This window comes from Nonomuraea sp. B208 (assembly GCF_057536035.1).
On the sequence record NZ_BAAJOU010000010.1, the window covers coordinates 852,151 to 876,529 of the forward strand.

Here is a 24,379-nt window from a genome sequence, read left to right on the forward strand (position 1 = left end):
AGGCCGTCCTTCACGGCGCCTGGATGACGTCGAGGACGGCCTTTCCCGCGACGCGCCGCTCCAGCAGCGCCGTGGCGGCCTCGCCGACCCGGTCCCATGTCCCCCGCCAGCTCACCTCCGGCGAGAGCCGGCCCGACGCCACGAAGGCGAGCAGTGTGGCGAGGTCGGGTCCCGGCTCGCGTACGTCGCCGAACGAGCTCACCGTCTTCGCCGGGCCGAGCGAGAACAGCGAGTACGGCGCGAGGACGGCGGGCTCGCCCGAGGCCCAGCCGATGGCCTGGATGTCGCCGCCGGGCGCGAGCAACCGCCAGGCGGCGGCGAGCTGGGGGCCGCCGACGTTGTCGAGGATCAGGTCCACGGGCTCGCCGACGCCGTCCAGGCCGATCACCACCTCGGCCGCGCCGAGTTCGGCCAGGCCGGCGGCGCGGGACGGGGAGCCGACCGAGGCGATGACGTGGGCGCCGCCGAGCGCGGCGAGCTGGACCGCGTAGCGGCCGACGCCGCCCGCGGCGCCGGTGACGAGCACGCGGCGGCCGAGGATGGGGTGGGTGCGCAGGGTGCGCAGCGCGGTGAGGCCGGCCATCGGGAGCGCGGCGGCGGCGGCCAGGTCCACGCCGTCGGGGACGGCGGCCACGGCCGTGACGTCCACCGCCATCCGCTGCGCCCACGCTCCCTCCCCGAACGCCACCACGCGCGTGCCTTCGGCCGGGCCGGCGCCGTCCGTCGCCGCCTGCCGGACGGTCCCGGCCGCGTCGAACCCGTGGACGGTGCCGGGCGGGCGGCCGGCGGCGCCGATGACCTCGCCGCGGTTGAGCGAGACGTGGTGGACGTCGAGCACGAGCCGGCCGGGACCTGGCTCCGGCTCGGGCGCGGTGCCGAGGCGCAGGGCGCCGGGAGCTTCGGGATCGGTGACGAGAGCGCGCATGGTCGAGCTGCCTCCTTGGCGGCGAAAGGGTAAGCGGACCGTCGGTCCGGATGGGTATGCACGCTAGCATAAACGGACCGACGGTCCGCGACAATGAGGGGGAGGAAGGACGTCATGACAGACGGGCGGACGGAGCAACTCGACGCCACGCGCGACCGGGCGGAGCAAGTCGGCGCCTCGCGCGACCGGGTGGAGCAGGTCGGCGCCTCGCGCGAGCGGGCGGAGCGGGTCGGCGCCGGGCGCGAGCGAGCCGGTGCCGGGCGCGAGCGGGCGGAGCGGGTCGGTGCCGGGGGCGGGCGGGTGGAGCGGGGGGATGCCGCGCGTAATCGGGTGGCGGTGTTGCGGGCGACCGAGCGGCTGCTGGCGGAGGGCGGCGGCGACCACGTGTCCATCGACCGGGTCGCGGCGCTGGCCGGGGTCGGGAAGGGCACGGTGTTCCGGCGGTTCGGCAGCCGGGCCGGGCTGCTGCAGGCGCTGCTGGAGGAGCGCTCGAAGGACCTGCGGGAGGCGGTGACCGACGGCCCGCCGCCGCTCGGCCCCGGCGCGCCGGCCCGTGACCGGCTGCTCGCCTTCCTCGACGGCCTGGGCGCGATCGCCGAGGGGAACGCGATCCTGCTGGCGGCGCACGAGCAGGCGTGCGCCGAGGACAAGTACGACGACCCGAGCTACCGCTCCTGGCACGGGCACCTCAGCGCCCTCATCGGGGAGGCCCGCCCGGAGCTGGACGCCGGCTTCGTGGCCCACGCCCTGCTGGCGGTCTTCGACGGGGCGCTGATCCGGCACGTGACGCCGCCGGAGGACCCGCGCAGGTTCACCCGCTCGGTGCGGAGCCTGGCCCTGGCGCTGCTGGGGGACGGTGCTGCTGGGGGAGGGTGAGGATGGCCGCCACCTCCGCGCCGAGGTGGCGGCCCGCGTGCCGGAGGACCGCTAGAGGGAGAGGGTCACTCCGGGTCCTCGGCCGGAGCGGCGTGCTTGCCGCGGCTCGGCCGCAGCTCGGCCGGCCTGGCCGTTTCCTTGCCCTCTTCTGGCTGGTCCTTGGGGGTGTGGGGCTTCTCGTGGCGGCCCACGCGACCTCCTTTGCCGTGCTCGGTTGCATGCGGTTACCGCAAGATTACAATCAGCACGGCCGAAAGGCGAACGCCGCACGGCGTCCGCCTTCCGGGAGGCGAAGGGTCAGCGCAGCTCGCGCTTGAGGATCTTGCCGGTGGCCGTCATCGGCAGCGCGTCACGGAACTCGATGATCCGCGGATACTTGTAGGCCGCCATGTTCTCCTTGCACCAGGCGATGAGCTCGTCCTCGGTGATCGTGGCGTCCGGCGTCCTGATGACGTACGCCTTGATCTCCTCGCCGTGCGACTCGTGCGTCACGCCCACCACGGCGGCCAGCGAGACGGCCTCGTGGGTCATGAGGACCTCTTCGAGCTCGCGCGGGTAGACGTTGAAGCCGCCACGGATGATCATGTCCTTGGCGCGGTCGATGATGGCGTAGTAGCCGTCGGCGTCGCGCGTGGCGATGTCGCCGGTGCGGAACCAGCCGTCCCGCATGACCTCGGCGGTGGCCTCGGGGCGGCCGTAGTAGCCCTTCATGACGTTGTGGCCGCGGATGGCGATCTCGCCGGGGCCCTCGCCCTCGACCGTCTTCCAGTCGCCGTCCACGAGCTTCATCTCCACGCCCCAGATGGGGGTGCCGATGGTGCCCGGCTTGGCCGGCCGGCCCGGCTGGTTGAAGCTCGCCACCGGCGAGGTCTCCGACAGGCCGTAGCCCTCCAGGATGCCGATGCCGAAGGTCTGCTCGAAGTCCTTCAGCACCTCGACCGGCGAGGACGCGCCGCCCGCCACCGCGATCCGCAGCGTGTCCGGCACCTCGGCGCCCTCGGCGTGGATCTTGGTGAGCATGCCCCAGTACATGGTGGGGACGCCCGCGAAGAACGTCACGCCCTCCTTGCGCATGAGCTCCAGGGCCTCGCCCGGCTCGAAGCGCGGCATGAGCACCACTGTCGCGCCGCGCAGGAACCCGGTGTTCATGACGGTGGTCTGGCCGAAGGAGTGGAACATCGGCAGCACGCCCAGGTAGACGTCGCCGCCCTCGGTGGCCGGGAACATGCGGTCGCTGACGATGGCGTTCATCAGCATGTTCTGGTGGCTGAGCTCGGCGCCCTTCGGCTGGCCGGTCGTGCCGGAGGTGTAGAGGATGACCGCGGTGTCGTCGGGCGCGGTCTGCACGGTCTCGAACGTGGCCGCCATGCCGCCGAGCGCCGCCCAGAAGGACTCGCCGTACTCCGACTCGGTGGCGAGCGGGGTGGCGGGCAGCACGAAGAAGTGCTCACAGCCCTCGGCCGCCTCGAAGCCGGCCTTGCCGCGCTCGCCGAGCGGCAGCTCGGGCGTGCCCTCGAAGCAGAAGAGCGCCTTGGCGTCGCTGTCGTCGAGGTGGTAGGCGATCTCGCGGGACTGCAGCAGCACGTTGAGCGGCACCACGGTCGCTCCGGCCTTGAGGATGCCGTAGTAGACGAACGGGAAGTACGGCAGGTTGGGGCAGGCCAGCGCGACCTTGTCGCCCTTGCGGATGCCGCGCGACACCAGCAGGTTCGCCACCTGGTTGGCCACCGTGTCGATCATCGAGTACGGCAGCCGCATGTCACCGAAGACGATGGCCGTGCCGTCCGGGTTGTTCCTGGCGCTGTCCTCCAGGACGATCGACAAGTTCAGCATGACGCCTTCCTCCTCTAGCCGGCTTTCGCGCCATCTTCGCAGCATGGGCATACCGACCGGTAGGTAACGCAGGTTACAACTGGATATGGACGTCCTCGCCTACGTGGCGTAAGCAAGTAGTCAATTACTTGCCCCCATGGAGGGAACCATGGAGTACGACTACGTGATCGTGGGCGCCGGCTCGGCGGGCTGCGTGCTGGCCAACCGGCTGTCGGCCGATCCGGGCGTGTCTGTGGCCCTGGTCGAGGCGGGCGGCCAGGACGACAAGCTGGAGATCCGCATGCCCGCGGGTTTCGCCAAGCTCTTCAAGACCGACTACGACTGGAACTACACCACGGCCAAGCAGGACGAGCTGTCCGGCCGGGAGCTCTACTGGCCGCGCGGCCGGGTCGTCGGCGGCTCGTCCTCGCTCAACGCCCAGATGTGGGTGCGCGGCTGCGCCCGCGACTACGACCAGTGGGAGGTGCCCGGCTGGTCCTACGCGGACGTGCTGCCGTACTTCACCAGGGCCGAGCACCGGATCGGCAGCAACGACGGCGGCGTCTACGGCACCGGCGGACCGCTGCACATCTCCGAGCTGCGCAGCCCCAACGTCACCACGGCCGCGTTCCTGCGCGCCTGCGAGGAGCTGGGGTATCAGCGGCTGCGCGAGCTGAACGGTCCCTCCAACGAGGGCTACTGCCCGACCCCCGTCACGCAGTACCGCGGCCGGCGCTGGAGCTCGGCCGACGCCTACCTGCGCCCGGCGCTCAAGCGGTCCAACCTGACCGTGATCACCGGGGTGACCGTCGAGCGGGTGCTGTTCGACGGACGCAGGGCGGTGGGGATCGAGCACAGCGGCGCGCAGCTGCGGGCGCGGCGCGAGGTCGTCCTGGCCGCGGGCGCGATCGGCTCGCCGCACCTGCTCATGCGCTCGGGCGTGGGCGCGGCCGACGAGCTGCGCGCGGCCGGCGTCGAGGTCGTGCACGACCTGCCCGAGGTCGGCGGGAACCTCCAGGACCACCTCGCCTCCGGCGTGTACGTCGCCTGCCTCCAGCCGGTCACGCTCACCAAGGCCGAGTCCATCGGCAACCTGCTGCGTTTCCTCGTGCTGCGCTCCGGCATGCTCACCACGAACGTCGGCGAGGCGGTCGCGTTCCTGCGCACCTCGCCCGAGGAGCCCGCGCCGGACATCGAGCTGGTCTTCGCGCCGGTCCCGTTCGTGGAGCACGGCCTCGTCCCGGCGACCGGGCACGGCCTGACCGTGGGCGTGGTGCTGCTGCAGCCGGAGAGCCGCGGCCGGATCACGCTGAACGGCCGCGACCCGGTCATCGACCCCAACTACCTGAGCGCGGAGGCCGACGTGCGGCGGCTGGTCGCCGGGCTGAAGGCGGCCAAGCAGGTGTTCACGACCTCGGCGATGCGGCCGTACGCGGGCGGGCCGATGGACCCCTACTGGGGGCCGGAGAGCGACGAGGAGCTGGCCCAGTGGGTGCGCGAGCGCGCCGAGACCCTCTACCACCCGGTCGGCACCTGCCGGATGGGCGCCGACGAGGGCTCGGTCGTGGACCCGTCGCTGCGGGTGCGCGGCATCGAGGGGCTGCGCGTCGCGGACGCGTCGATCATGCCGACGCTCAACCGCGGCCACACGCACGCCCCGGCCATCATGATCGGCGAGAAGGGGGCGGATCTGATCCTCGGGCGAAAGTGAGCGACCCTTGACGTAAGTGGTCACTTGCACAATGTTGGTGGGTATGACCCTGTCCACCGACGTCGACCTGTCGCACATCCCGTTCTGGGCCCTGCCGCAGGCCGAGCGCATGGAGGCCTTCCGCCGGCTGCGCGCGCTCGATCACCCGGTGTTCGTACGCGAGCAGGCCGTGCCGTTCGTCGGCGGCGGGCCGGGCTACTACGCCCTCGTCCGCCACGCCGACGTGACCGAGGCCAGCAGGAACGCGGCCGTCTTCAGCAGCGAGCCGTGCTCCAACAGCATCCCGGACATGCCGCGCTGGCTCAGCGTGTACTTCGGGTCGATGATCAACATGGACGATCCGCGGCACGCCAGGCTGCGGCGGATCGTCTCCCGCGCCTTCACCCCGCGCATCCTCGCCAAGATGGAGGAGGACCTCGCGCGGGCCGCCGCCGAGATCGTTGACCGGGCCGTCGAGGAGGGGCCGGGCGACTTCGTCACCCAGATCGCGGCCCGGCTCCCGGTCCGCGTCATCTGCGACATGATGGGCATCCCCGCCGCGTACCACGACATGGTGCTGCGGCGCACCAATGTCATCCTCGGCAACGCCGACCCCGAGTACACCGGCCTGTCGCCCGACTTCGGCCGGCTCAACGTGGCCCGCGGCCTGGCCAAGCTGCTGCACGCCGGCTACTCGCTCAACCGGCTGGCCGCCCGCCTCGGCGACGAGCGGCGCAAACGGCCCACGGGCGACCTCGTCAGCCTGCTGGTCAACGGCGAGGAGCGGCTGTCGTCGCAGGAGCTGGGGTCGTTCTTCATCCTGCTCGTGGTGGCCGGCAGCGAGACCACCAGGAACGCCATCGCCTACGGGCTGAAGCTGCTCACCGACCATCCCGAGCAGCGCGAGCTGCTCCTCGCGAACTTCGACGGCCACATCGTGGCCGCCTGCGACGAGATCGTCCGCTACGCGACCCCGGTCATCCAGTTCCGGCGGACGCTCACCCGCGACCACGAGATGAACGGGACGGCGTACAAGAAGGGCGACAAGGTGCTGCTCTTCTACAACTCCGCCAACCGCGACGAAACCGTCTTCGACCACCCCGACACGTTCGACATCACCCGCGACCCCAACCCGCACGTCGGCTTCGGCGGCCCCGGCCCGCACTACTGCCTCGGCGCCCACCTGGCGCGCAGGGAGATGACGGTGATGTTCCGCGAGCTGTTCACCCGCCTGCCCGGCATCCGCGCGGCAGGAGAGCCGGACTTCCTGCTGTCCAACTTCATCAACGGCGTCAAGCACCTGCGCTATACCGTCTGACCCGAATGCTAGGTTTCGCAGTCATGGAGATCAGGACTGTCCACGCCAACGGGCTGGAGTTCGCGTATCTGACCCTGGGGGACGGGCCGCTCGCGCTGTGCCTGCACGGCTTCCCCGACACCGCGCACACCTGGCGGCACCTGATGCCGGCGCTGGCCGAGCGGGGCTACCGGGCGGTCGCGCCGTTCCTGCGCGGCTACGCGCCCACCGAGATCCCGGCCGACGGGGCGTACGAGGGGGCGGCGCTGGCCGCCGACGTCCTCGCGCTGCACGAGGAGCTGGGCGGCGGCGCGGACGCCGTCGTCGTCGGGCACGACTGGGGCGCCTTCCCCGTCCACCAGTGCGCCGGCCGCTTCCGCCGGGCCGTCGCGCTGGCGGTGCCGCCGCCGGGCGCGCTGGCCGGCTCCTTCTTCGACTACGAGCAGCTCCGGCGCTCGTTCTACGTCTTCCTGTTCCAGACCCCGCTGGCCGAGACCGCCGCGGCGGCCCCCGGCTTCCTCGAGGGCCTCTGGCGCGACTGGTCACCGGGATACGACGCCGCCCAGGACCTCGCCTTCGTCCGCCGCAGCCTGCTCGACGACCCGGCCAACCTCGCGGCGGCCATCGGCTACTACCGGGCGATGCTCGGCACCACCCCGCCCTCCGGCCGCTACCCCGAGCCGGATCCGGAGGCGCGCGGGCCCGTGCTCTACCTGCACGGCGCCCAGGACGGCTGCCTGGGCGCCGGGCTCGTCAAGGACGCCGTCGCGCACCTGCCCGGCGGGTCGCGGGCCGAGATCGTGGCGGACGCGGGCCACTTCCTGCACCTGGAGCGGCCGGACGAGGTCAACCGGCTGATCCTCGACTGGCTCGGGCCCGCCTGACCCTCCCTACTCCTTCCTGAGCACCGCGATCAGGGGGTGCCGCCCCGACAGGCTCACCCGTACGGCCCGCTCCACGGCGAACCCGCGCGGCGGCCCGTCGTCGTGGACCAGCGCCACCGCGAGCCCGTCGTCGGCCAGCACCCGCCGCACCTCCCGCCACAGCGGGCCGAGCCCGCCGGCGAGCAGCCCCAGGGGCGGCACCTGGCGGCCCCACGGCGGGTTGACCAGCACCCGGTCTGCCGCCCCGTCCCGTACGGGGACGCGGCCGCCGTCGGCGCGCGCCCAGATGAACGCTCCACCGCCGCCCCCCGCGTTGGCCCTGGCGGCGGCGAGCGCGTCGGGCGCGTGGTCGAAGCCCAGGAAGCGGGCTCCCGGCGCGAGCGCGCGCGCCTCGATCAGCGTCGTGCCCGCGCCGCAGCACGGGTCCAGCACCGTCCCCGCACCGGCGGACAGACCCGCCAGGTCGGCGAGCTGTCCCATGGCGGCGGCCAGCGGCGGGTGCAGGGTGCCGCGGACGGAGGCCGTCTTGTAGGCGCGGCGGTGCAGCGGACGCCGGGCCGGCCGTACCGCGATCAGCGCGCGCTCGCCCTCGATGGTGACCCGCCAGGCCGTCGCCCCGCCGGGCGGCCGCGCGCCGTCCCGCCGCGAGTGGTACGGCACCCGCGCCGGCCGCGCCAGCTCGGCCCCCACCGCGTCCTCGACGTCGTACCTGGTGTAGTTGCGCCGGCCCACGAACGACGCCGACACCTCCACCCCTGCGGGGCCGGGCGCCGGCAGCGGCCCGGGGTCCAGCTCGCGCGCGGCCCGGGCGAGCCGCCGCAGGGCGGAGCGATCCCGCCCGATCCCGTCCACCACGGCGGCGGCCAGCAGCACGTCATCGGCCGTCCGCAGCACCGGCAGGCCCGCTGTGCCCGGGGTCTCGAACCACACCTCGCGATGGCGCAGCTCCCGCACCACGCCCGCGCCGGAACGCCGGATCTCCGTGGCCACCAGGGGTTCGATGCCGTGCACCGCCCTGGCCACGGCAAAAGTATGCACGTGTCCTTCTCCCACGTCGCGACCCGGGACGGCGCTGAGTCAGCCGTCCCGCATCGCCGGCGGTGGGTGCTCCGCGACCCGCCGGCGGATCGCTAGCCGAGGGCGAAGAAGAACGCGTACATGGCGGTCATTCTAGCCACAGGGCGGGGCCCGGTTGATCACGTACGTACGGTGTACGTCAGAACCATTGACGTAAGTGCCTGCTTTTCCAATGATTGCCTCATGAGCGTCCTCGACTTCGACCTGTCGGACCGCGACTTCTGGGCCAGGCCCATGGAGGAGCGCGAGCAGGCCTTCGACCGGCTGCGTGCCCGTGAGACCCCCGCGTTCTTCGAGGAGATGGACGTCGGCGTCGCCCCCAAGGGTCCCGGCTACTACGCGCTGGTCAAGCACGCCGACATCCTGGAGGCCAGCCGCAACCCGGAGGTCTTCTGCTCGGGCGACGGCGGCGCGACCAACATCCCCGACATGCCGAGCGAGTTCACCGAGTACTTCGGCTCAATGATCAACATGGACGATCCGCGCCACGCCCGGCTGCGCAGGATCGTCTCGCGGGCGTTCACCCCCAAGATGATCAAGCAGTTCGAGGCGGACGTCGAGTCGGCGGCCACCACCATCGTGGACGACCTGCTGGCCAAGGGGCCCGGCGTCGACTTCGTCACCGAGGTGGCCGCCCGGCTCCCCCTGAAGATCATCTGCGACATGATGGGCATCCCCGAGCGGGACTACACCTACGTCTTCGACCGCTCGAACGTCATCCTCGGCGGCTTCGACCCCGAGTACACCGGCGGCGACCTCGAACAGATCGCCACCCGCCTGCTCACCGCCGGCATGGAGCTGCAGCAGCTCGTCCAGGACCTCGCCGCCCACCGCAGCGAGAACCCGACGGGCGACCTCACCTCGTCACTGGTCAACGCCAACATCGACGGCGAGCGGCTGACCATGCAGGAGCTGGGCTCGTTCTTCATCCTGCTCGTCGTGGCGGGCAACGAGACCACCCGCAACGCCATCTCCCACGGCCTGCACCTGCTGACCAGGAACCCCGACCAGCGCGCCCGCTGGCTGGAGGACCTCGACGGGCGCGCGCCCTCGGCCGTCGAGGAGATCGTCCGGCTGGCCTCGCCGGTCAACTTCATGCGCCGCAAGGTCACCCGCGACTTCGAGATGAACGGCCACCTCTACCGCAAGGGCGAGAAGGCCGTCCTGTTCTACTGGGCCGCGAACCGGGACGAGGCGGTGTTCGAGGACCCGTACCGCTTCGACGTCACCCGCCACCCCAACCCGCACGTCGGCTTCGGCGGGCCGGGGCCCCACTTCTGCCTGGGCGCGCACCTGGCCCGGCGCGAGATCACGGTGATGTTCCGCGAGCTGCTGCGCCGGGTGCCCCAGATCGAGGGCGGCGAGCCGGACCGGCTGCACTCCTCGTTCATCAACGGCATCAAGCACATGGAGTGCCGCTTCTAGCCCAGCCTGAGCTGGTTCATCACCACCCGGATGTCGGGCAGGAGCTGCTTGCTCTCGGCCGGGATCGACACGAAGACGATGGCGGGCACGCTGCCGCCGGTGTTGACCGCCATCGTCACGATCGTGGCCTTGTCGGTGCCCGACGTCAGCGAGTACGCGATCAGCCGCCCGGTCTTGTCGCCCACCTTGATCGCCTGCTGGGCGACCTTGCGCACCTTGTTGTCGGACGGGAAGAACCGCTTCCTGGCGTCCAGCACGACCTGCTTGATCACCGGCTCCAGGTCGTCCTGGTCGTAGTACGACGCCAGCCGCTCCGGCAGCGGCCCCGACATGACCATGGCCGACTTGTCCTCGTTGATCGGGACGTACTGGCGGGTGTCGTAGCCGTAGGTCGCCTTGACCGTCGCGCGCTGGTCGAGCTGCCAGGTGCCGCCGAGGCGCGGGACGGAGATCCCGGCCGCCTGGTCGGGCACCCGGCCGATCACCGGCGAGGCCTTGCCGGGGTATTTCGGCAGCGGGCCGATCGAGGTGCCGGCCTTGGTCGCGCTCGGCTTCTGCGAGGTCGTGGGACCGGCGGCGGCGGTGCTCGCCGCCTCCTCGCCGGCCAGCGGCCCCGCCAGAAACGCCCACAGCAGCGCGGCCACCAGCGCGATCGCCACGGAGCCGCCGAGGGCGTAGATCCAGATCGGCTTGCCCTCATCGTCGTCGTCCAGCGGGTCGCGCCCGCCCGTCGCCTCGTAGTTGTCGCCGAAGACGGTGTTCCAGAGCTCCTGCTGACGCTCAGGGGGCGGGGTGCGCGAGCCGCTGATCTGGCCCGCGGTCACGAACCTGTTCTCCGGGTCGGAGGGGTCGCGGCTCAGGTTGGAGCCGGCGCGTGATCCCTGCTGGGGAGGCTGCCCGTGCTCGCCGGGGGGCGCCGGCGGGGCGCCGATGTGGGTCTCGCCGGGGCGGCCGTAGGTGATCGTGCGCTCCTCGGACGGCTGCGGCGGCGGGCCGTGCGGCCCGGACGGGCCCTCGTGCGGCAGGGTCCCGGCGGGCGCGGCGGCGGCCTGCCCGAACGAGACCGGCGCGGAGGCGGCCGGTGCGCCGTCGTACGAGACCGGGGCCGACGCGACCGGTGCGCCGTCGTACGAGACCGGGGCCGACACGACCGGGGCGCCGTCGAACGGGGCCGCAGCCGGGGCGTTGTCGAACGGGCGCGGCTCGGGCGCCTCGACGGGCTCCGGGGGGCGGGGCGGCCAGGGCGCCGGCGTGGACAGGTTGGCCCACGCGCCGGGGGAGGGCGTCGGCGGCTGCTGCCAGGCGGGCACCGGGTCGGGCACCCGATGCGGCGCCGCGTCGAACGCCGGCTCGGGCATACGGCCGGGGCCGGAGTTCATCGGGTCGGACATGCGGCCGGGCCCAGAGTTCATGGGGTCGGACATGCCGTTGGGGCCGGCGTTCATAGGGTCGGACATGCCGTTGGGACCGGAGTTCGGCAGTTGGCCGGGCGCGGGAGGACGGCCGTTGCCGCGCTCGCCGGCCCATGCCGGAGCGCCGCCGTCCTTGCGCGGCGGCTCGGGCCAGCCGGCGTCCGGGCGGGGCGGCTCGGGCCAGGACGGGCCGGGGTCCTGCGCGCCGTAGGAGCCCGGGGCGTCCGCGCGGCGGCCATCGCCGGCGGCGCCGTTCGGCCCGCCGTTTCGCGGGCCGTTGCCGTTCGCGCCGCCGTTCCTCGGACCGTTCCCGTTCGCCGCGCCGTTGCCGGCGCCGTGACCTGCGCCGTTGCCGGCGCCGTGACCTGCGCCGTTCGCGGGGCCGTTCGCTGGGCCGCCGCGGGACGGGCGGGGCGGCTCCGGCCAGGAGCTCTCGGGGCGCGGGGGCTCGGGCCAGGCGGGGTCGTGACCGGCCTGCCGCGGCGTCTCCGGCCACGACATGGGCACCTCGGCCGCGGGCGTTCCCGCCCAGGAGGGGGAGGAGTCCTGCTCGGAGGGCGTGCTGGCCCACGAGGATGGTTCCCTGCGCGGCGCCTCCGGCCAGGATGGGGGCAGGTGTGGTCCGGAGTTATCCGTTGCCATGTCTGCCGGTCCTCCCGAAGTTCTGTCCGGATCAACCCTTATATCCGGATTTGACGTACCAGGCATGATCTCATGGGATTTTCCAGGAGATGAGGGTGGTTCCGCAGCGAAACGAGCGAAGCCATGCGGATCGGTGGGCGGGTCCTGCATGGGCAGGCCGTCCTCCGGTCGATCGCGCTCAGCTGGGTATACCACGGCGACAAGGGTAATCTTCTGGGACGAATGAGGTCACAACGGATACATCACCATCGGGTCTCGTCAACCCTGAAGCGTCCATTGTGCCTGGGGCCGCCGATCGTCTGCCTGCATTCAGCCGAAGAGGTGCGCTAGGCTTGACACATGCGTTCCGCGACCCTGCTTCTTAGCGGGCCGCGACGGCCCTGAGATCTCGCCGTCGCGGCTACCCCTCGTTGTGCACGGGGGGTTTTCTTATGGGTCCGAGTCAATCCAGAAGGACAGTAGCCGTGAGTGAGTACGACCCGCAGGCACTGCAGGCCAAGTGGTTGCAGCGCTGGGAGGAGCAGGAGCCCTACCGGGCGAGCGAAGACCCCGCCGACCCCCGCGAGCGGCGCTACATGCTCGACATGTTCCCCTACCCCTCGGGCGACCTGCACATGGGCCACGCCGAGGCGTTCGGGCTCGGCGACGTCGTGTCGCGCTACTGGATGCAGCAGGGCTACAACGTGCTGCACCCCATCGGCTGGGACTCCTTCGGCCTGCCCGCCGAGAACGCCGCGATCAAGCGCAACGCGCACCCGGCGGAGTGGACCTACGCCAACATCGACACGCAGGCCAACTCGTTCAAGCGCTACGCGCTGTCCTTCGACTGGTCGCGCCGCCTGCACACCAGCGATCCCGACTACTACCGCTGGAACCAGTGGCTGTTCATCCGCTTCTTCGAGCGCGGCCTGGCCTACCGCAAGGGCGGCCTGGTCAACTGGTGCCCCAACGACCAGACGGTGCTGGCCAACGAGCAGGTCGTGGCCGGCAAGTGCGAGCGCTGCGGCGCCGACGTCATCCGGCGCGAGCTGACCCAGTGGTACTTCAAGATCACTGACTACGCGCAGCGGCTGCTGGACGACATGGACCAGCTCCACGGCTGGCCCGAGCGGCTGCTGACCATGCAGCGCAACTGGATCGGCCGCTCCGAGGGCGCCGACGTGCTGTTCGAGATCGAGGGCCGCGAGGAGCCGGTCCAGGTCTACACCACGCGCCCCGACACCCTGTTCGGCGCCACGTTCTTCGTCGTCGCCGCCGACGCCGCGCTGGCCGACGAGATCGTCACCGACGAGCAGCGGCCCGCGTTCGAGGCCTACCGCGCCGAGGTCGCCCGGCTGAGCGACATCGAGCGCCTGGCCACCGACAAGGAGAAGACCGGCGTCTTCCTGGGCCGCTACGCCGTCAACCCGGTCAACGGCGAGCGCATCCCGGTCTGGGCGGCCGACTACGTGCTGTCCGACTACGGCCACGGCGCCATCATGGCGGTGCCCGCCCACGACCAGCGCGACCTCGACTTCGCGCGCAAGTTCGACCTGCCGGTCAAGGTCGTCGTGCACACCGGCCTGGCCGACCCGGGCGAGACCGGCGTGGCCACGCCCGGCGAGGGCACGCTGGTCAACTCCGGCCCGCTCGACGGCCTGACCAAGGCCGAGGGCATCTCCCGGATCATCGAGCTGCTGGAGAAGGAGGGCAGGGGCACCGGCGCGGTCAACTACCGGCTGCGCGACTGGCTGCTGTCCCGCCAGCGCTACTGGGGCACGCCGATCCCGATCATCCACTGCCCCGACTGCGGCGAGGTCCCGGTCCCCGACGACCAGCTCCCCGTCACGCTGCCCGACCTGCGCGGCGAGGCGCTGGCCCCCAAGGGCGTGGCCCCGCTGGCCTCCGCCGCCGAGTGGGTCAACGTCTCCTGCCCCAAGTGCGGCGGCCGGGCCCAGCGCGACACCGACACGATGGACACCTTCGTCGACTCGTCCTGGTACTTCCTGCGTTACTGCTCGCCCGGCCACACCGACGGCCCGTTCGACGTCGAGCAGGTGCGCAAGTGGGGCCCGGTCGACCAGTACGTCGGCGGCATCGAGCACGCCGTGCTGCACCTGCTCTACTCGCGCTTCTTCACCAAGGTCCTGCACGACATGGGCATGGTGGACTTCACCGAGCCCTTCAGGCGCATGCTCAACCAGGGCCAGGTGATCAACGGCGGCAAGGCCATGTCCAAGTCGCTGGGCAACGGCGTCGACCTGGGTCAGCAGATCGACGCCTACGGCGTCGACGCGGTGCGCCTGACCATGATCTTCGCCGGTCCGCCCGAGGACGACATCGACTGGGCCGACCTCTCGCCGCTGGCCTCGCAGAAGTTCCTGGCCCGCGCGCTGCGCGTGATGTCCGAGGTCACCAGCGAGCCCGGCACCCCGGTCGAGGCCGGCGACGCCGAGCTGCGCAAGGTCGTGCACCACACGATCGACGAGGTCACCAAGCTGCTCGACTCCTACCGCTTCAACGTGGCGGTGGCGCGCATGATGGAGCTGACCTCCGCGGCGCGCAAGGCGATCGACTCGGGCCCCGGCCCCGCCGACCCGGCCGTCCGCGAGGCCGCCGAGACGCTGGCGGTCATGCTGTCCCTGGTGGCCCCCTACACCGCCGAGGAGGGCTGGGAGCGGCTGGGCCGCCCCGGTCCCGTCGCCTTCGCCGGCTGGCCGGTGGCCGACCCGGCGCTGCTGGTGCAGGAGTCCGTCACCTGCGTGGTGCAGGTGGCGGGCAAGGTCCGTGACCGCCTGGAGGTGCCGCCGGGCATCTCCGAGGAGGACCTGCGGGCCCTGGCCCTGGCCTCGGAGAAGGTCTCGGCCTACCTGTCCGGCATGCCGCGCAAGGTCATCGTCCGCGCGCCCAAGCTGGTCAACATCGTCCCCTAGCTCGCTCTAGAGGGACCTGAGCGCCGGCAGGAGCTCCTTCTCGGCCCAGTCGAAGAAGGGCTCCTGCTGGTCGTGACCGATCTGCACGAGCGCCACGTGGGTGTAGCCGGCGTCGGCGAACTTCTTCACGCTCTGCACGACGGCGTCCACGTCGTCGCCGCACGGCACGCTCTGGGCGACGTCGTCGGGCCGGACCGTGGTGGCCGCCGCGGCGAAGTTGACCGGTCCTGGCAGCTCGGCCATGACCTTCCAGCCGCCCACCGCCGACCAGCGCCACAGCTTGTGGGCGCGCTGCTTGGCGGCCTCGGCGTCGGTGCCGTAGGAGAGGGCGAGCTGGCCGTAGACCGGCTTGCCGCGTCCGCCCGCTGCGTTGAAGTGCTCGACGACCTGCGGCATCGGGTCGTTGATGACGAGCGCGTCGGCGAGCTCGGCGGCCAGGTCGGCCGACTGCCCGCCCGAGGCGGCGATGCCGATCGGCACCGGCCGGTCGGGCAGGTCGTAGAGCTTGGCCGAGTCGACGTCGAAGAACTCGCCCTGGTAGGTGACGTAGCCGCCGCCGAACAGCTCCTTGATGATCTGTACGGCCTCGGCGAACATCCGGTGCCGGGTGTCGACGGGCGGCCATCCCTCGCCGATGACGTGCTCGTTGAGGTTCTCGCCCGCGCCGAGGCCGAGGGTGAACCTGCCCTCGCTGAGCACGCCCATCGTCGCCGCCTTCTGGGCCACCACGGCCGGGTGGTAGCGCATGATGGGGCAGGTCACGTACGTCATGAGCGGGATGCGCTCGGTGACCTGTGCGACGGCGCCGAGCACCGACCAGCAGTAGGGCGAGTGCCCCATTTCCTCCACCCATGGGAAGTAGTGGTCGGAGATGACGGCGTAGTCGAAGCCGATCCGCTCGGCCGCCGCGGCATAGTCGACCAGCTCGCGGGCCGGTGTCTGTTCCGACATCAGGGTGTAGCCGATCTGTACCATGCGTCGGGACTACCCGTGTATGTCCGCTTTAGTGCCAGGGTGTCGACATCCTCGCTTGGCCAGCTCCTCCAGGACCAGCCCCAGCCCGATGCCGAGCAGCCAGACGTCCTTGGCCACGCCGAGGCCCTGCTGCGTCGGCCGGAGGCTGCCCTCGCGGCGCATGCCCGGCGTCAGGAGGTAGAGCCCCACCAGCCCGCCCGCGAACCCGGTCAGCGCCGCCCCGGCCACCAGCGACGGCACGAACGGCAGCGCCAGCGCGGCCCCGAGCGCGAGCTCGGCCCGCGACAGCAGGCGGGTGAACTGCACGGGCTCCATCGCGCCGAGGAAGGGGTAGGCGCCGGTCGCCATGCCGTGCAGGCCGCTCGCCCGCTCCTCGTCGGCGCCGACCATGTCGGCTCCCGAGTGCAGCATGATGGCGGCGGCCGCCAGCCGAGGCGGAAGCTGGTGGGTGCGGGCGAAGATCCTCATGTTCCCCTCCGTGATCCAGTCCGTGATCTGGTTGCTCGCCCACCTGCCCTCGCGTGTGCCGAACACCCCGTTCTTGGCATTCCCCGTACACAGTCGGTCCGCCAGGAGGAGAATTCTTGGGCCGGGTTTGGTGTCGCGCACTAGTGTTCAGATGTGACAAATGGCGCATACCTCAGATATCCGCATCTCCACGGTGACCTGGTCACCTTCGTCGCCGACGACGACATCTGGATCGCCCCCCTCAGCGGCGGACGCGCCTGGCGCTTCACCGCCGACCGCGTGCCCGTGAGCGAGCCGCGGTTCTCGCCCGACGGCACCCGCATCGCGTGGACCGGCGGCAGGGAAGGTGCGCCCGAGGTGTTCGCGGCCGAGATCGACGGACCCGAGGGCGAGCGGCTGACCTTCTGGGGCAGCGCCAAGACCCGGGTATGCGGCTGGAGCGACGACGGGCGGGTCCTCGCCGTCAGCTCGACCGGGGAGGGCTCGCGCAGCCGGACCTGGGCCTACGCGGTGCCGCTCGACGCCGGGCCGGCCGAGCGGCTGCCGTACGGCTGGGTCAGCGAGGTCGCGGTCTCCGGCGAGCGGGTCGCCACCGTCTCGCCCATCTGGCGCGAGCCGTCGCAGTGGAAGCGCTACCGGGGCGGCACGGCCGCCAAGATCTGGGTGGACGCGAACGGCGACGGCGAGTTCGCCCGGCTGTTCGCCGACAACCCCGCCCAGCACTGGGCGGTCAACTGGATCGGCGACCGGCTGGTCTTCCTCGCCGATTCCGACGGCGCCGGCAACCTCTACTCCGCCCTGCCCGACGGCTCCGACCTGCGCCGGCACACCGCGCACGAGGAGTTCTACGCCCGGCACGCCACGAGCGACGGCACGCGGATCGTCTACAGCCACGCCGGTGACCTTTGGCTGCTGGAGAGCCTGGACGCCGAGCCGCGCCCGCTCGACATCCGGCTCGGCGGGCCGCGTCCCGGCCGGGCCAGGCGGCCGGCGCCACTGCGGGTCGGCTCGTACGCGCCCGACGCCACCGGCCGGGCCAGCGCCGTCGAGGTCCGCGGCACCGCCCACTGGGTCGCCCACCGCGACGGCCCCGCCGGCACGCTGCGCGCCGAGCCCGGCGTCCGCGTACGGCTGCCGCGCGTGCTGAACGCCGACGGCCACGCCATCTGGGTCTCCGACGCGAGCGGCGAGGACGGGCTGGAGATCGGCACGCCCGGCGGCGAGGTCCGTACGCTGGCGGCCGGGCAGCTCGGGCGGGTCCTGGAGCTGGAGGCGGCGCCCGACGGCAAGCACGCGGCCGTGGCCACCCACGACGGGCGGCTGCTGGTCGTGGACCTGGAGTCGGGCGCCCTGCGCGAGCTGGACCGCACCTCGTACGGCGACCTCAGCGGGCTGACGTTCTCGCCCGACTCCTCCTGGCTGGCCTGGGTCCACCCGCACCAGGAGCCGCTGTCGCAGATCAGGATGGGCCGCGTGGACGGCACCTCCGTGATCGACGTGACGCCGGTGCGCTTCGCCGACTACGACCCGATGTTCACCCGGGACGGCAAGCATCTGGCCTTCCTGTCGATGCGCACCTTCGATCCCGTCTACGACGCACACGTCTTCGACATGTCGTTCCCGCAGGCGTGCCGGCCGTACCTGGTGCCGCTGAAGGCGGACACGCCCTCGCCGTTCGACCCCTCGCTCCAGGGCCGCGGCTTCAACGGCGAGGACGACAAGCCCGGCAAGGACGACAAGTCCGCCAAGGACGACACGCCGCCGCGGACCGAGGTGGACCCCGAGGGGCTCGGCTCGCGCGTGGTGCCCGTACCGGTGCCCGCAGGCCGCTACGGCAACCTGCGCACCGCCAAGGACGCCCTGCTGTGGCTGCGCCACCCGCTCGCCGGGCAGCTCGGCGACGGCAGCGACGCGCCCCACGAGATCGTGCTGGAGCGCTACGACCTGAAGAAGCGCGCCAAGGGCGAGCTCGGCAGGGAGATCCGCTCGTTCGAGGTCAGCGGCGACGGCACCCGCCTGGTCGTCCACGGCAAGAACGGCCTGCAGACCCGCGCCGCGAGCGAGGGCGACGAGGTCGTCACCATCGACCTCGACCGGATCACGGTGCAGCTCGACCCCGTCGCCGAGTGGCGGCAGGGCTACCGCGAGGCCGGCCGGCTCATGCGCGACCACTACTGGCGCGAGGACATGAACGGCGTCGACTGGCAGGCCGTGCTCGACCGTTACGCGCCGCTGGTCGAGCGCCTCGGCGCCCACACCGAGCTGATCGACCTGCTCTGGGAGGTCCAGGGCGAGCTCGGCACCTCCCACGCCTACGCCAGCCCACCCGCCGGCGGCTCCGACCCGCGCCGCCGCCAGGGCCTGCTCGGCGCCGACCTCGCCAAGGACGCCGACGGCGTGTGGCGGGTTGAGCGCATCCTCGCCGGCGAGTCCTCCGACCACGAGGCCCGCTCGCCGCTGCTCGCCCCCGGCGTCGCCGTCCGCCCCGGAGACGCCATCGTCGCCGTCGGCGGGCGTCCGGTCGATCCGGTACGCGGCCCGCTCGCCCTGCTCGCCGGCACCGCCAACCAGCCGGTGGAGCTGACCGTACGGCCGGGCTCCGGCGGCGAGACCCGCCGGGTCGTGGTGAGCCCCCTCGCCGACGAGACCGCGCTGCGCTACCACGACTGGGTGGAGAGCTGCCGGTCCCGCGTACGAGAGCTCTCCGGCGGCCGGCTCGGCTACCTGCACGTGCCGGACATGGTGGCCTCGGGATGGGCGCAGTTCCATCGCGACCTGCGTACCGAGATGTCCTATGACGGGCTCGTCGTGGACCTGCGGGACAACGGCGGCGGGCACCTGTCCGAGCTGGTGCTGGAGAAGCTCAGCCGCAAGGTCACCGGCTGGGTGCGGGCCCGCGGGTTCGAGCCGAGCCGCTACCCGGTCGACTCGCCGCGCGGCCCGGTCGTGGCCGTCACCGACGAGTTCGCCGGCTCCGACGGCGACATCGTCAGCGCCGGGATCAAGATCCGCGGCCTCGGACCGCTCGTCGGCACCCGTACGTGGGGCGGCGTGATCGGCATCGACAGCCGCTACCAGCTCGTGGACGGCACCCGGGTCACCCAGCCGCGGTACTCGTTCTGGCTGGAGGGCCACGGCTGGGGGGTGGAGAACCACGGCGTCGATCCCGACGTCGAGGTGGTCACCACGCCGCAGGACCGGGTCGCCGGGCGGGACCCGCAGCTCGACCGGGCGGTCGAGCTGGCGCTCGCCGCACTCGACGAGCACCCCGCCGCCACCCCGCCGGAGCTCCCGCCCCTGGCCTGACCGTCTGCCCGGCCCGCCTCCTTCCGAGGCGGGCCGGTCGCCGGGGATCAGGCCAGGCGGGACAGCCGGTCCAGGATCTCGGCGAGGACGGGCTCGGAGGTGGCGAAGTTCAGCCGTACGTACTCCGCGCCGCCCGGCCCGAACGCGGCCCCGTCCGAGAGCATGACCTTGGCCTCGCGTTCGACGACCTCCGCCATCCCGGTCCGCCCCGTGTGCAGCCAGGCCAGGTACGTGGCCTCCGGCATCCGGTAGCCGAACGTCGCCGGCAGCCGTTCGGCGATGGCCCGCCGGTTGCGGTCCAGCAGCGCCCGGACCTCCTCCAGCCAGGCGTCCCCGTGCCGCCAGGCGGCCACCGTCGCCTCGACGCCGAACAGGCTCGCCGAGCCGAACAGGAAGGGCGGCTGCGCCTCCAGCGCCTTGCGCACACCGTCATGACCGAGGTGGGCGACCGAGCAGCGGATGCCGCCCAGGTTGAACGCCTTGGTGGCGGAGGTGAGCGTCACCGTACGATGGGGGGCGATCGTGGCGAACGGGATGTGCCGGTGCGGCGCGAAGGTCAGGTCGGCGTGGATCTCGTCGGCGATGACGAGCAGGTCGTGACGCTCGGCCAGCTCGGCGAGCTCCTCCAGCTCCGCGCGGGTGAGCACGCGGCCGGTCGGATTGTGCGGGTTGACCAGCAGGAGCACCCGGCAGCCCGTCAGGTCGGGGATGACGAAGCGCCACGAGTCGCCGTCCGGCTCGGCCTGGATCGGGCGTACCGGCCGCTCCATGACCTCCATCGTCCCGAGGAACGGGTGGTAGGCGGGGGTGTGCAGGGCCACGCCGTCGCCCGGCCGGGTCCACAGGTGCAGCAGCACCTGGAGCGCCTGGTTGACGTCGGAGAAGGCGCGGACGTGGGAGATGTCGGGGGACCAGCCGTGGCGGGCGGCCATCCGCTCGCCGAACGCCTCCGCCAGCGGGCCCGCGTTCGGCTGGTCCAGCCAGGTCGGGTAGCCGAGGTCGCCGTCGGCGCGCCGGTGCAGGGCCTCGATGACCGCCGGGGCGGTGGGCAGGTCCATGTCGGCGATCCAGGCTGGGATGACTCCGGCCTCAGCTTTCGACCATTTGAAGCCGTCGTTCCGTGCTTTGAGGTCTTCAATGCTGTATGCCTTGTTCACCTAGGCATTCTAGGATTTGCATTGTCCTGAGGTGGTGTCGCGACCTGTGGCAGGCTGGGCGGCCATGACCCCCCACCCGAAGATCGAGGCGATCGTCGAGACGTACCTGTCGCTGGCCGACGCGGCGGCTCCCGGCCTGATCGAAGGGCTCTACCTGGAGGGCTCGGCGGCCCTCGACGACTACCACCCCGCCACGAGCGACGTGGACTTCGTGGCCGTGACCGCGGCGCCCCCGCCCGTCGAGGTGCTCGCCCGCATCCACACGAGCCTCGGCGCCCACCCGTTCGAGGGCGTCTACCTCACCTGGGACGACCTCCGCGGCAACCCCTGCGACCTGGACGTCCGGCCCGGGGCGCAGGCCGGCCGGTTCGAGCCGCGCCGCGGCGTCAACCCGGTCACCTGGCACACCCTCGCGCGGCACGGCGTCACCTGCCGTGGTCCCAAGCCGGGCGAGTTCGACATCTGGAGCGATCCAGACGTGCTCGCGGCGTGGACCGACGACAACCTCGACCGCTACTGGCGCCGCCTGGTGAGCCGGGCCGCCAGCCCGGTGCGCCCGTGGGGGCTCGCGGCGCTCGGCGGGTACGCGACCGTCTGGATCGTCACCGGGGTCTCCCGGCTGCACTACACACTGGCCACCGGCGAGGTGACCTCGAAGACGGGCGCGGCCCGGCACGCGCTGGCGGCGTTCCCCGAGCGCTGGCAGCGCGTGGTGCGCGAGGCGCTGAGGCTGCGTGAGGAGGACGACGCGCGGCCGACGTTCGGCGGCCTGCTGTCGGGGCTCGGCGAGCACTTCGGGACGCCCCGGCGGTCGCTGTACGGCTCGCCCTTCGACCGTCGCAGGGACGTGCTGGCCTTCGCCGGAGAGGCGATCGAGGCCGCGCACGCGCTGTACGTGGCGCGGTAGGACGTTTCGCGCGGCGACCTTTCCAACAGATGTTGGGAAAGCTACTATCCCAACATGCCTTGGGAAATTGGGTCACCTCGGCCGGCCGCCATCCGCACCAGCCCCAGCGCCCGTCCGTGGGCCCCGAGCTGACCGGGCGGGCGACCGCGCCGCTCCTGGAACCCGACGACGAGCGATGACGCGCCTCCTGCTGTTCTGCGCAGGCGGGTGTTTCCTGTCGCTCGGCCTGCTCATCCCCGCCATCCCCGCCCACGTCACCGGTGTCCTCGGGCAGGGTCCCGCCGCGGTCGGCGGCTGCCTGGCGGTCACGGCGGTGTGCGCGGTGCTCGCCAGGCCCCTCGCGGGACGGCTGGCGGACCGGCGCAGCAGGAGGTTCGCCGCGGCGACCGGCGCCGCGCTGCTGGCGCTCACGTCCGGGGCCGTGCCGTGGACGGACGGCATGCCGTCGTTCCTGGCCTGCCGCGCCGTCGCGGGCGTCGGCGAGGCCCTGACGTACGTCGGCCTGGCCGCCGCGGCCAGCGACCACGACCGGCCGGGCGCGGCGCTCAACGGCTTCTCCGTCGCGGTCAACGCGGGCCTGCTCGCCGGCGCGCCGATCGCCGCGGCGGTCGCCGCCCTGGCCGGCCCACGGGCCGTGTGGGCGGCGTCGGCCGCCGTGGCCGCCGTCGCCTTCGCCGCCTGCCTGTTCCTGACCGGCGACCGGGACGGCCGCGACGGAGCCGCCGCCGGCGAGCGGGACGGTCGTGATGGAGCCGCCGCCGGCGAGCGGGGCGGTGGTGATGGAGCCGTCGCCGGCGAGCGCCGCCGATCCGTCGCCGGCGTCCACCGGGCAGGGCTGGTGCCGGGGCTGGCGTACTGGGCGTCGGTGTGGGGATACACCGCCTTCAGCGCCTTCCTGCCGCTGCACCTGGCCGCGCTGGGCGGTGGCAGCGGCCCGCATTTCCTCGTCTACGGCTGCGTGCTACTCGCCGTACGGGTGGGCGGCCATCGGGCGCTCGCCCGGGCCCCCGCGCGCGGGACGGCGACCGCCGCGCTGCTGCTGACCGCCGCGGGGCTGGTCATGTTCGTGGCGTGGCCCACCGTCGGAGGGGCGTTGTGCGCCACGGCCGTCCTGGCGGCCGGGCAGGCGCTCGGCCTCCCGGCGTTCCTGACGATGGCGGTGATCGGCGTGCCCGCCGGGCAGCGTGGCTCGGCGGTGGCCACCACCACGGCCTTCTTCGACCTGGGTTTCCTGAGCGCGGCCCTCGCGCTCGGCGCCGTCGCGCAGGCCCACGGCCTGTCCCAAGGGTTCGCCGTCGCCGCCTGCGTGGCGGGCCTGGCGCCGCTGCTCCTGTCCCTTCATCCCGGTACGCCCCAAAGGAGAACGTCATGACCATCCCGTCCGCCGACCTGGCCGGCTACGCCGACGTCGTCTTCGACGTCGCCGTGCCGGTCGCCGAGGGCGACCGCGTGCTGATCAACGCCGAGATCGAGCACGCCCCGCTGGCCCGAGCCCTGACCGAGGCGGCATACGCCAGAGGCGCCCGCTATGTCGACATCTGGTACTTCGACCCCCATGCCAAACGCTCCCGGGTCCGGCACGCGGACGCCGCGACCCTGCACGAGGTGCCGTCCTGGCTGGACGCCCGCAACGAGGAGCTGGCCCGCCACTGCGGGATCCTGGTCAACATCCGCGGCGCCGCCGCACCCGACCTGCTCGCCGGGCAGGACCCGGTCAGGGCCGGCCGCGACCGCATGCCGCACCTGTCGTCCAGGCAGCGGCTCCAGCTCGGCAACCTCGTCCGCTGGGTCATGGTCCCGTGCCCGACGGCGGAATGGGCTCAGGCGGTCTTCGGCGAGCCCGACGAGGCCCGGCTGTGGCAGCACCTGCGCCCCATCCTGCGCCTGGACCGGCCCGACCCCCGCGCGGCTTGGCAGCGACGCCTCGCCGGCCTGCTCGAACGCGCCGAGACCCTCACCGCGATGCGCCTCGACGCCGTCCGCTTCGAGGGGCCGGGCACCGACCTGACCATCGGCCTGCTGCCCGGCGCGCACTGGACCGCGGCACGGCTGGAATCGGTCCGCGGGCACGTCTTCCAGGCGAACCTCCCCACGGAGGAGGTGTTCACCACGCCCGACTACCGGCGGGTCGAGGGCGTCGTCCGCGCGACGCGCCCGCTCGCCCTCGACGGCACCGTCGTGCGGGACCTGGAGCTGACGTTCAGCGCCGGCGTGGTGAGCCGGGTCCGCGCGAGCACCGGCGCGGACGTCGTCCGCACCCACCAGGCGACGGACGCGGGCGCCGCCCGGCTGGGCGAGCTGGCGCTGGTCGACGGCGCCTCACCGGTCGGCCGATCGGGCGTCACCTACCTGGAGACGCTCCTGGACGAGAACGCCACCTGCCACCTGGCGTGGGGCGCGGGGCTGCCTCCCGGCGTGCCGGAACGCCTGCGCACCGGGGACGCCGCCGCGCTCGACGCGGCCGGGGTCAACGTCTCCGGCGTCCACGTCGACTTCATGGTGGGCGGTCCCGAGGTCACCGTGACCGGCATCGGTCAGGACGGCGGCGCGATCGAGCTGCTGCGCGACGACGAATGGCAGGTGTGAGCGGCGCCGCGCCTGAAGCGTGTCGTGG

At 72.7% G+C, this 24,379-nt stretch carries 18 protein-coding genes; 10 read left to right on the forward strand and 8 right to left on the reverse strand.

Features of this window, described 5'->3' with window-relative positions; genetic code table 11:
- Positions 1–10: 10 nt before the first annotated feature.
- Positions 11–925: a zinc-binding dehydrogenase gene (locus tag AC27IY_RS09315; RefSeq protein WP_487177666.1), complete on the reverse strand. Its 915-nt coding sequence runs from the start codon at positions 923–925 to the stop codon at positions 11–13.
- 114 nt (positions 926–1,039) lie between these two features.
- Between AC27IY_RS09315 and AC27IY_RS09320 the strand changes: the two genes are divergently transcribed.
- Entirely contained in the window at positions 1,040–1,801 is a 762-nt protein-coding gene (locus AC27IY_RS09320; protein ID WP_487177667.1) for a TetR/AcrR family transcriptional regulator, read from the forward strand.
- A 65-nt stretch (positions 1,802–1,866) separates the two neighbouring features.
- On the opposite strand, the gene AC27IY_RS09325 is transcribed toward AC27IY_RS09320, so the two are convergent.
- Both AC27IY_RS09325 and AC27IY_RS09330 read right to left on the reverse strand, forming a co-directional pair.
- Positions 1,867–1,992 (reverse strand): hypothetical protein, encoded by a 126-nt coding sequence (locus AC27IY_RS09325; RefSeq protein WP_364463793.1) that lies wholly within the window; start codon positions 1,990–1,992, stop codon positions 1,867–1,869.
- A gap of 106 nt (positions 1,993–2,098) precedes the next feature.
- Complete coding sequence (locus AC27IY_RS09330; RefSeq protein WP_423453030.1) at positions 2,099–3,634, reverse strand: long-chain-fatty-acid--CoA ligase; 1,536 nt, start codon at positions 3,632–3,634, stop codon at positions 2,099–2,101.
- Positions 3,635–3,782: 148 nt separating this feature from the next.
- Here AC27IY_RS09330 and AC27IY_RS09335 point away from each other — a divergent pair, with 148 nt between their 5' ends.
- Genes AC27IY_RS09335 through AC27IY_RS09345 form a run of 3 tightly spaced genes read left to right on the forward strand, consistent with a single transcriptional unit; the run spans position 3,783 to position 7,484 of the window.
- Complete coding sequence (locus AC27IY_RS09335) at positions 3,783–5,324, forward strand: GMC family oxidoreductase (RefSeq protein WP_487177668.1); 1,542 nt, start codon at positions 3,783–3,785, stop codon at positions 5,322–5,324.
- A gap of 43 nt (positions 5,325–5,367) precedes the next feature.
- Positions 5,368–6,621 carry a cytochrome P450 gene (locus tag AC27IY_RS09340; RefSeq protein WP_423453034.1) on the forward strand — a complete coding sequence of 418 codons (1,254 nt, stop codon included), beginning with the start codon at positions 5,368–5,370 and terminating at the stop codon, positions 6,619–6,621.
- 23 nt (positions 6,622–6,644) lie between these two features.
- Entirely contained in the window at positions 6,645–7,484 is an 840-nt protein-coding gene (locus tag AC27IY_RS09345) for an alpha/beta fold hydrolase (RefSeq protein WP_423453036.1), read from the forward strand.
- Positions 7,485–7,490: 6 nt separating this feature from the next.
- Here the strand turns inward: AC27IY_RS09345 and AC27IY_RS09350 are convergent, their stop codons facing one another.
- On the reverse strand, positions 7,491–8,522 hold the full coding sequence (locus AC27IY_RS09350) for a methyltransferase domain-containing protein (RefSeq protein WP_487177669.1): 1,032 nt from the start codon (positions 8,520–8,522) through the stop codon (positions 7,491–7,493).
- Positions 8,523–8,744: 222 nt separating this feature from the next.
- Here AC27IY_RS09350 and AC27IY_RS09355 point away from each other — a divergent pair, with 222 nt between their 5' ends.
- Positions 8,745–9,986 (forward strand): cytochrome P450, encoded by a 1,242-nt coding sequence (locus AC27IY_RS09355; protein ID WP_423453040.1) that lies wholly within the window; start codon positions 8,745–8,747, stop codon positions 9,984–9,986.
- Here the strand turns inward: AC27IY_RS09355 and AC27IY_RS09360 are convergent.
- Positions 9,983–12,040, reverse strand: coding sequence for a hypothetical protein (locus AC27IY_RS09360; RefSeq protein WP_487177670.1), 2,058 nt, complete (start codon positions 12,038–12,040; stop codon positions 9,983–9,985). The two genes, AC27IY_RS09355 and AC27IY_RS09360, sit on opposite strands and share 4 nt — an antisense overlap.
- 431 nt (positions 12,041–12,471) lie before the next feature.
- On the opposite strand from AC27IY_RS09360, the gene leuS reads away from it, so the two are divergent.
- Positions 12,472–14,952: a leucine--tRNA ligase gene (gene leuS / locus AC27IY_RS09365; RefSeq protein ID WP_487177671.1), complete on the forward strand. Its 2,481-nt coding sequence runs from the start codon at positions 12,472–12,474 to the stop codon at positions 14,950–14,952.
- 6 nt (positions 14,953–14,958) lie between these two features.
- Here the strand turns inward: leuS and AC27IY_RS09370 are convergent, their stop codons facing one another.
- Positions 14,959–15,927 (reverse strand): TIGR03557 family F420-dependent LLM class oxidoreductase, encoded by a 969-nt coding sequence (locus AC27IY_RS09370; protein ID WP_423453047.1) that lies wholly within the window; start codon positions 15,925–15,927, stop codon positions 14,959–14,961.
- A gap of 9 nt (positions 15,928–15,936) precedes the next feature.
- On the reverse strand, positions 15,937–16,395 hold the full coding sequence (locus tag AC27IY_RS09375; protein WP_423453049.1) for a hypothetical protein: 459 nt from the start codon (positions 16,393–16,395) through the stop codon (positions 15,937–15,939).
- Between the two features lie 153 nt (positions 16,396–16,548).
- On the opposite strand from AC27IY_RS09375, the gene AC27IY_RS09380 reads away from it, so the two are divergent.
- Positions 16,549–19,701 (forward strand): S41 family peptidase, encoded by a 3,153-nt coding sequence (locus AC27IY_RS09380; RefSeq protein ID WP_487177672.1) that lies wholly within the window; start codon positions 16,549–16,551, stop codon positions 19,699–19,701.
- Between the two features lie 47 nt (positions 19,702–19,748).
- Here AC27IY_RS09380 and AC27IY_RS09385 read toward each other — a convergent pair whose 3' ends face one another.
- A complete protein-coding gene (locus tag AC27IY_RS09385; protein WP_423478137.1) occupies positions 19,749–20,759 on the reverse strand; it encodes a MalY/PatB family protein in 1,011 nt (336 codons plus the stop codon).
- A gap of 163 nt (positions 20,760–20,922) precedes the next feature.
- On the opposite strand from AC27IY_RS09385, the gene AC27IY_RS09390 reads away from it, so the two are divergent.
- The 3 genes from AC27IY_RS09390 to AC27IY_RS09400 all read left to right on the forward strand — a co-directional run bounded on the left by AC27IY_RS09390 (position 20,923) and on the right by AC27IY_RS09400 (position 24,351).
- Entirely contained in the window at positions 20,923–21,765 is an 843-nt protein-coding gene (locus AC27IY_RS09390) for an aminoglycoside adenylyltransferase domain-containing protein (RefSeq protein ID WP_371252451.1), read from the forward strand.
- Positions 21,766–21,940: 175 nt separating this feature from the next.
- On the forward strand, positions 21,941–23,137 hold the full coding sequence (locus AC27IY_RS09395) for an MFS transporter (RefSeq protein ID WP_487177673.1): 1,197 nt from the start codon (positions 21,941–21,943) through the stop codon (positions 23,135–23,137).
- Positions 23,134–24,351, forward strand: a complete 1,218-nt coding sequence (locus AC27IY_RS09400) for an aminopeptidase (RefSeq protein WP_487177674.1) — start codon at positions 23,134–23,136, stop codon at positions 24,349–24,351. Before AC27IY_RS09395 ends, AC27IY_RS09400 begins: the two co-directional genes overlap by 4 nt.
- Positions 24,352–24,379 lie beyond the last annotated feature (28 nt).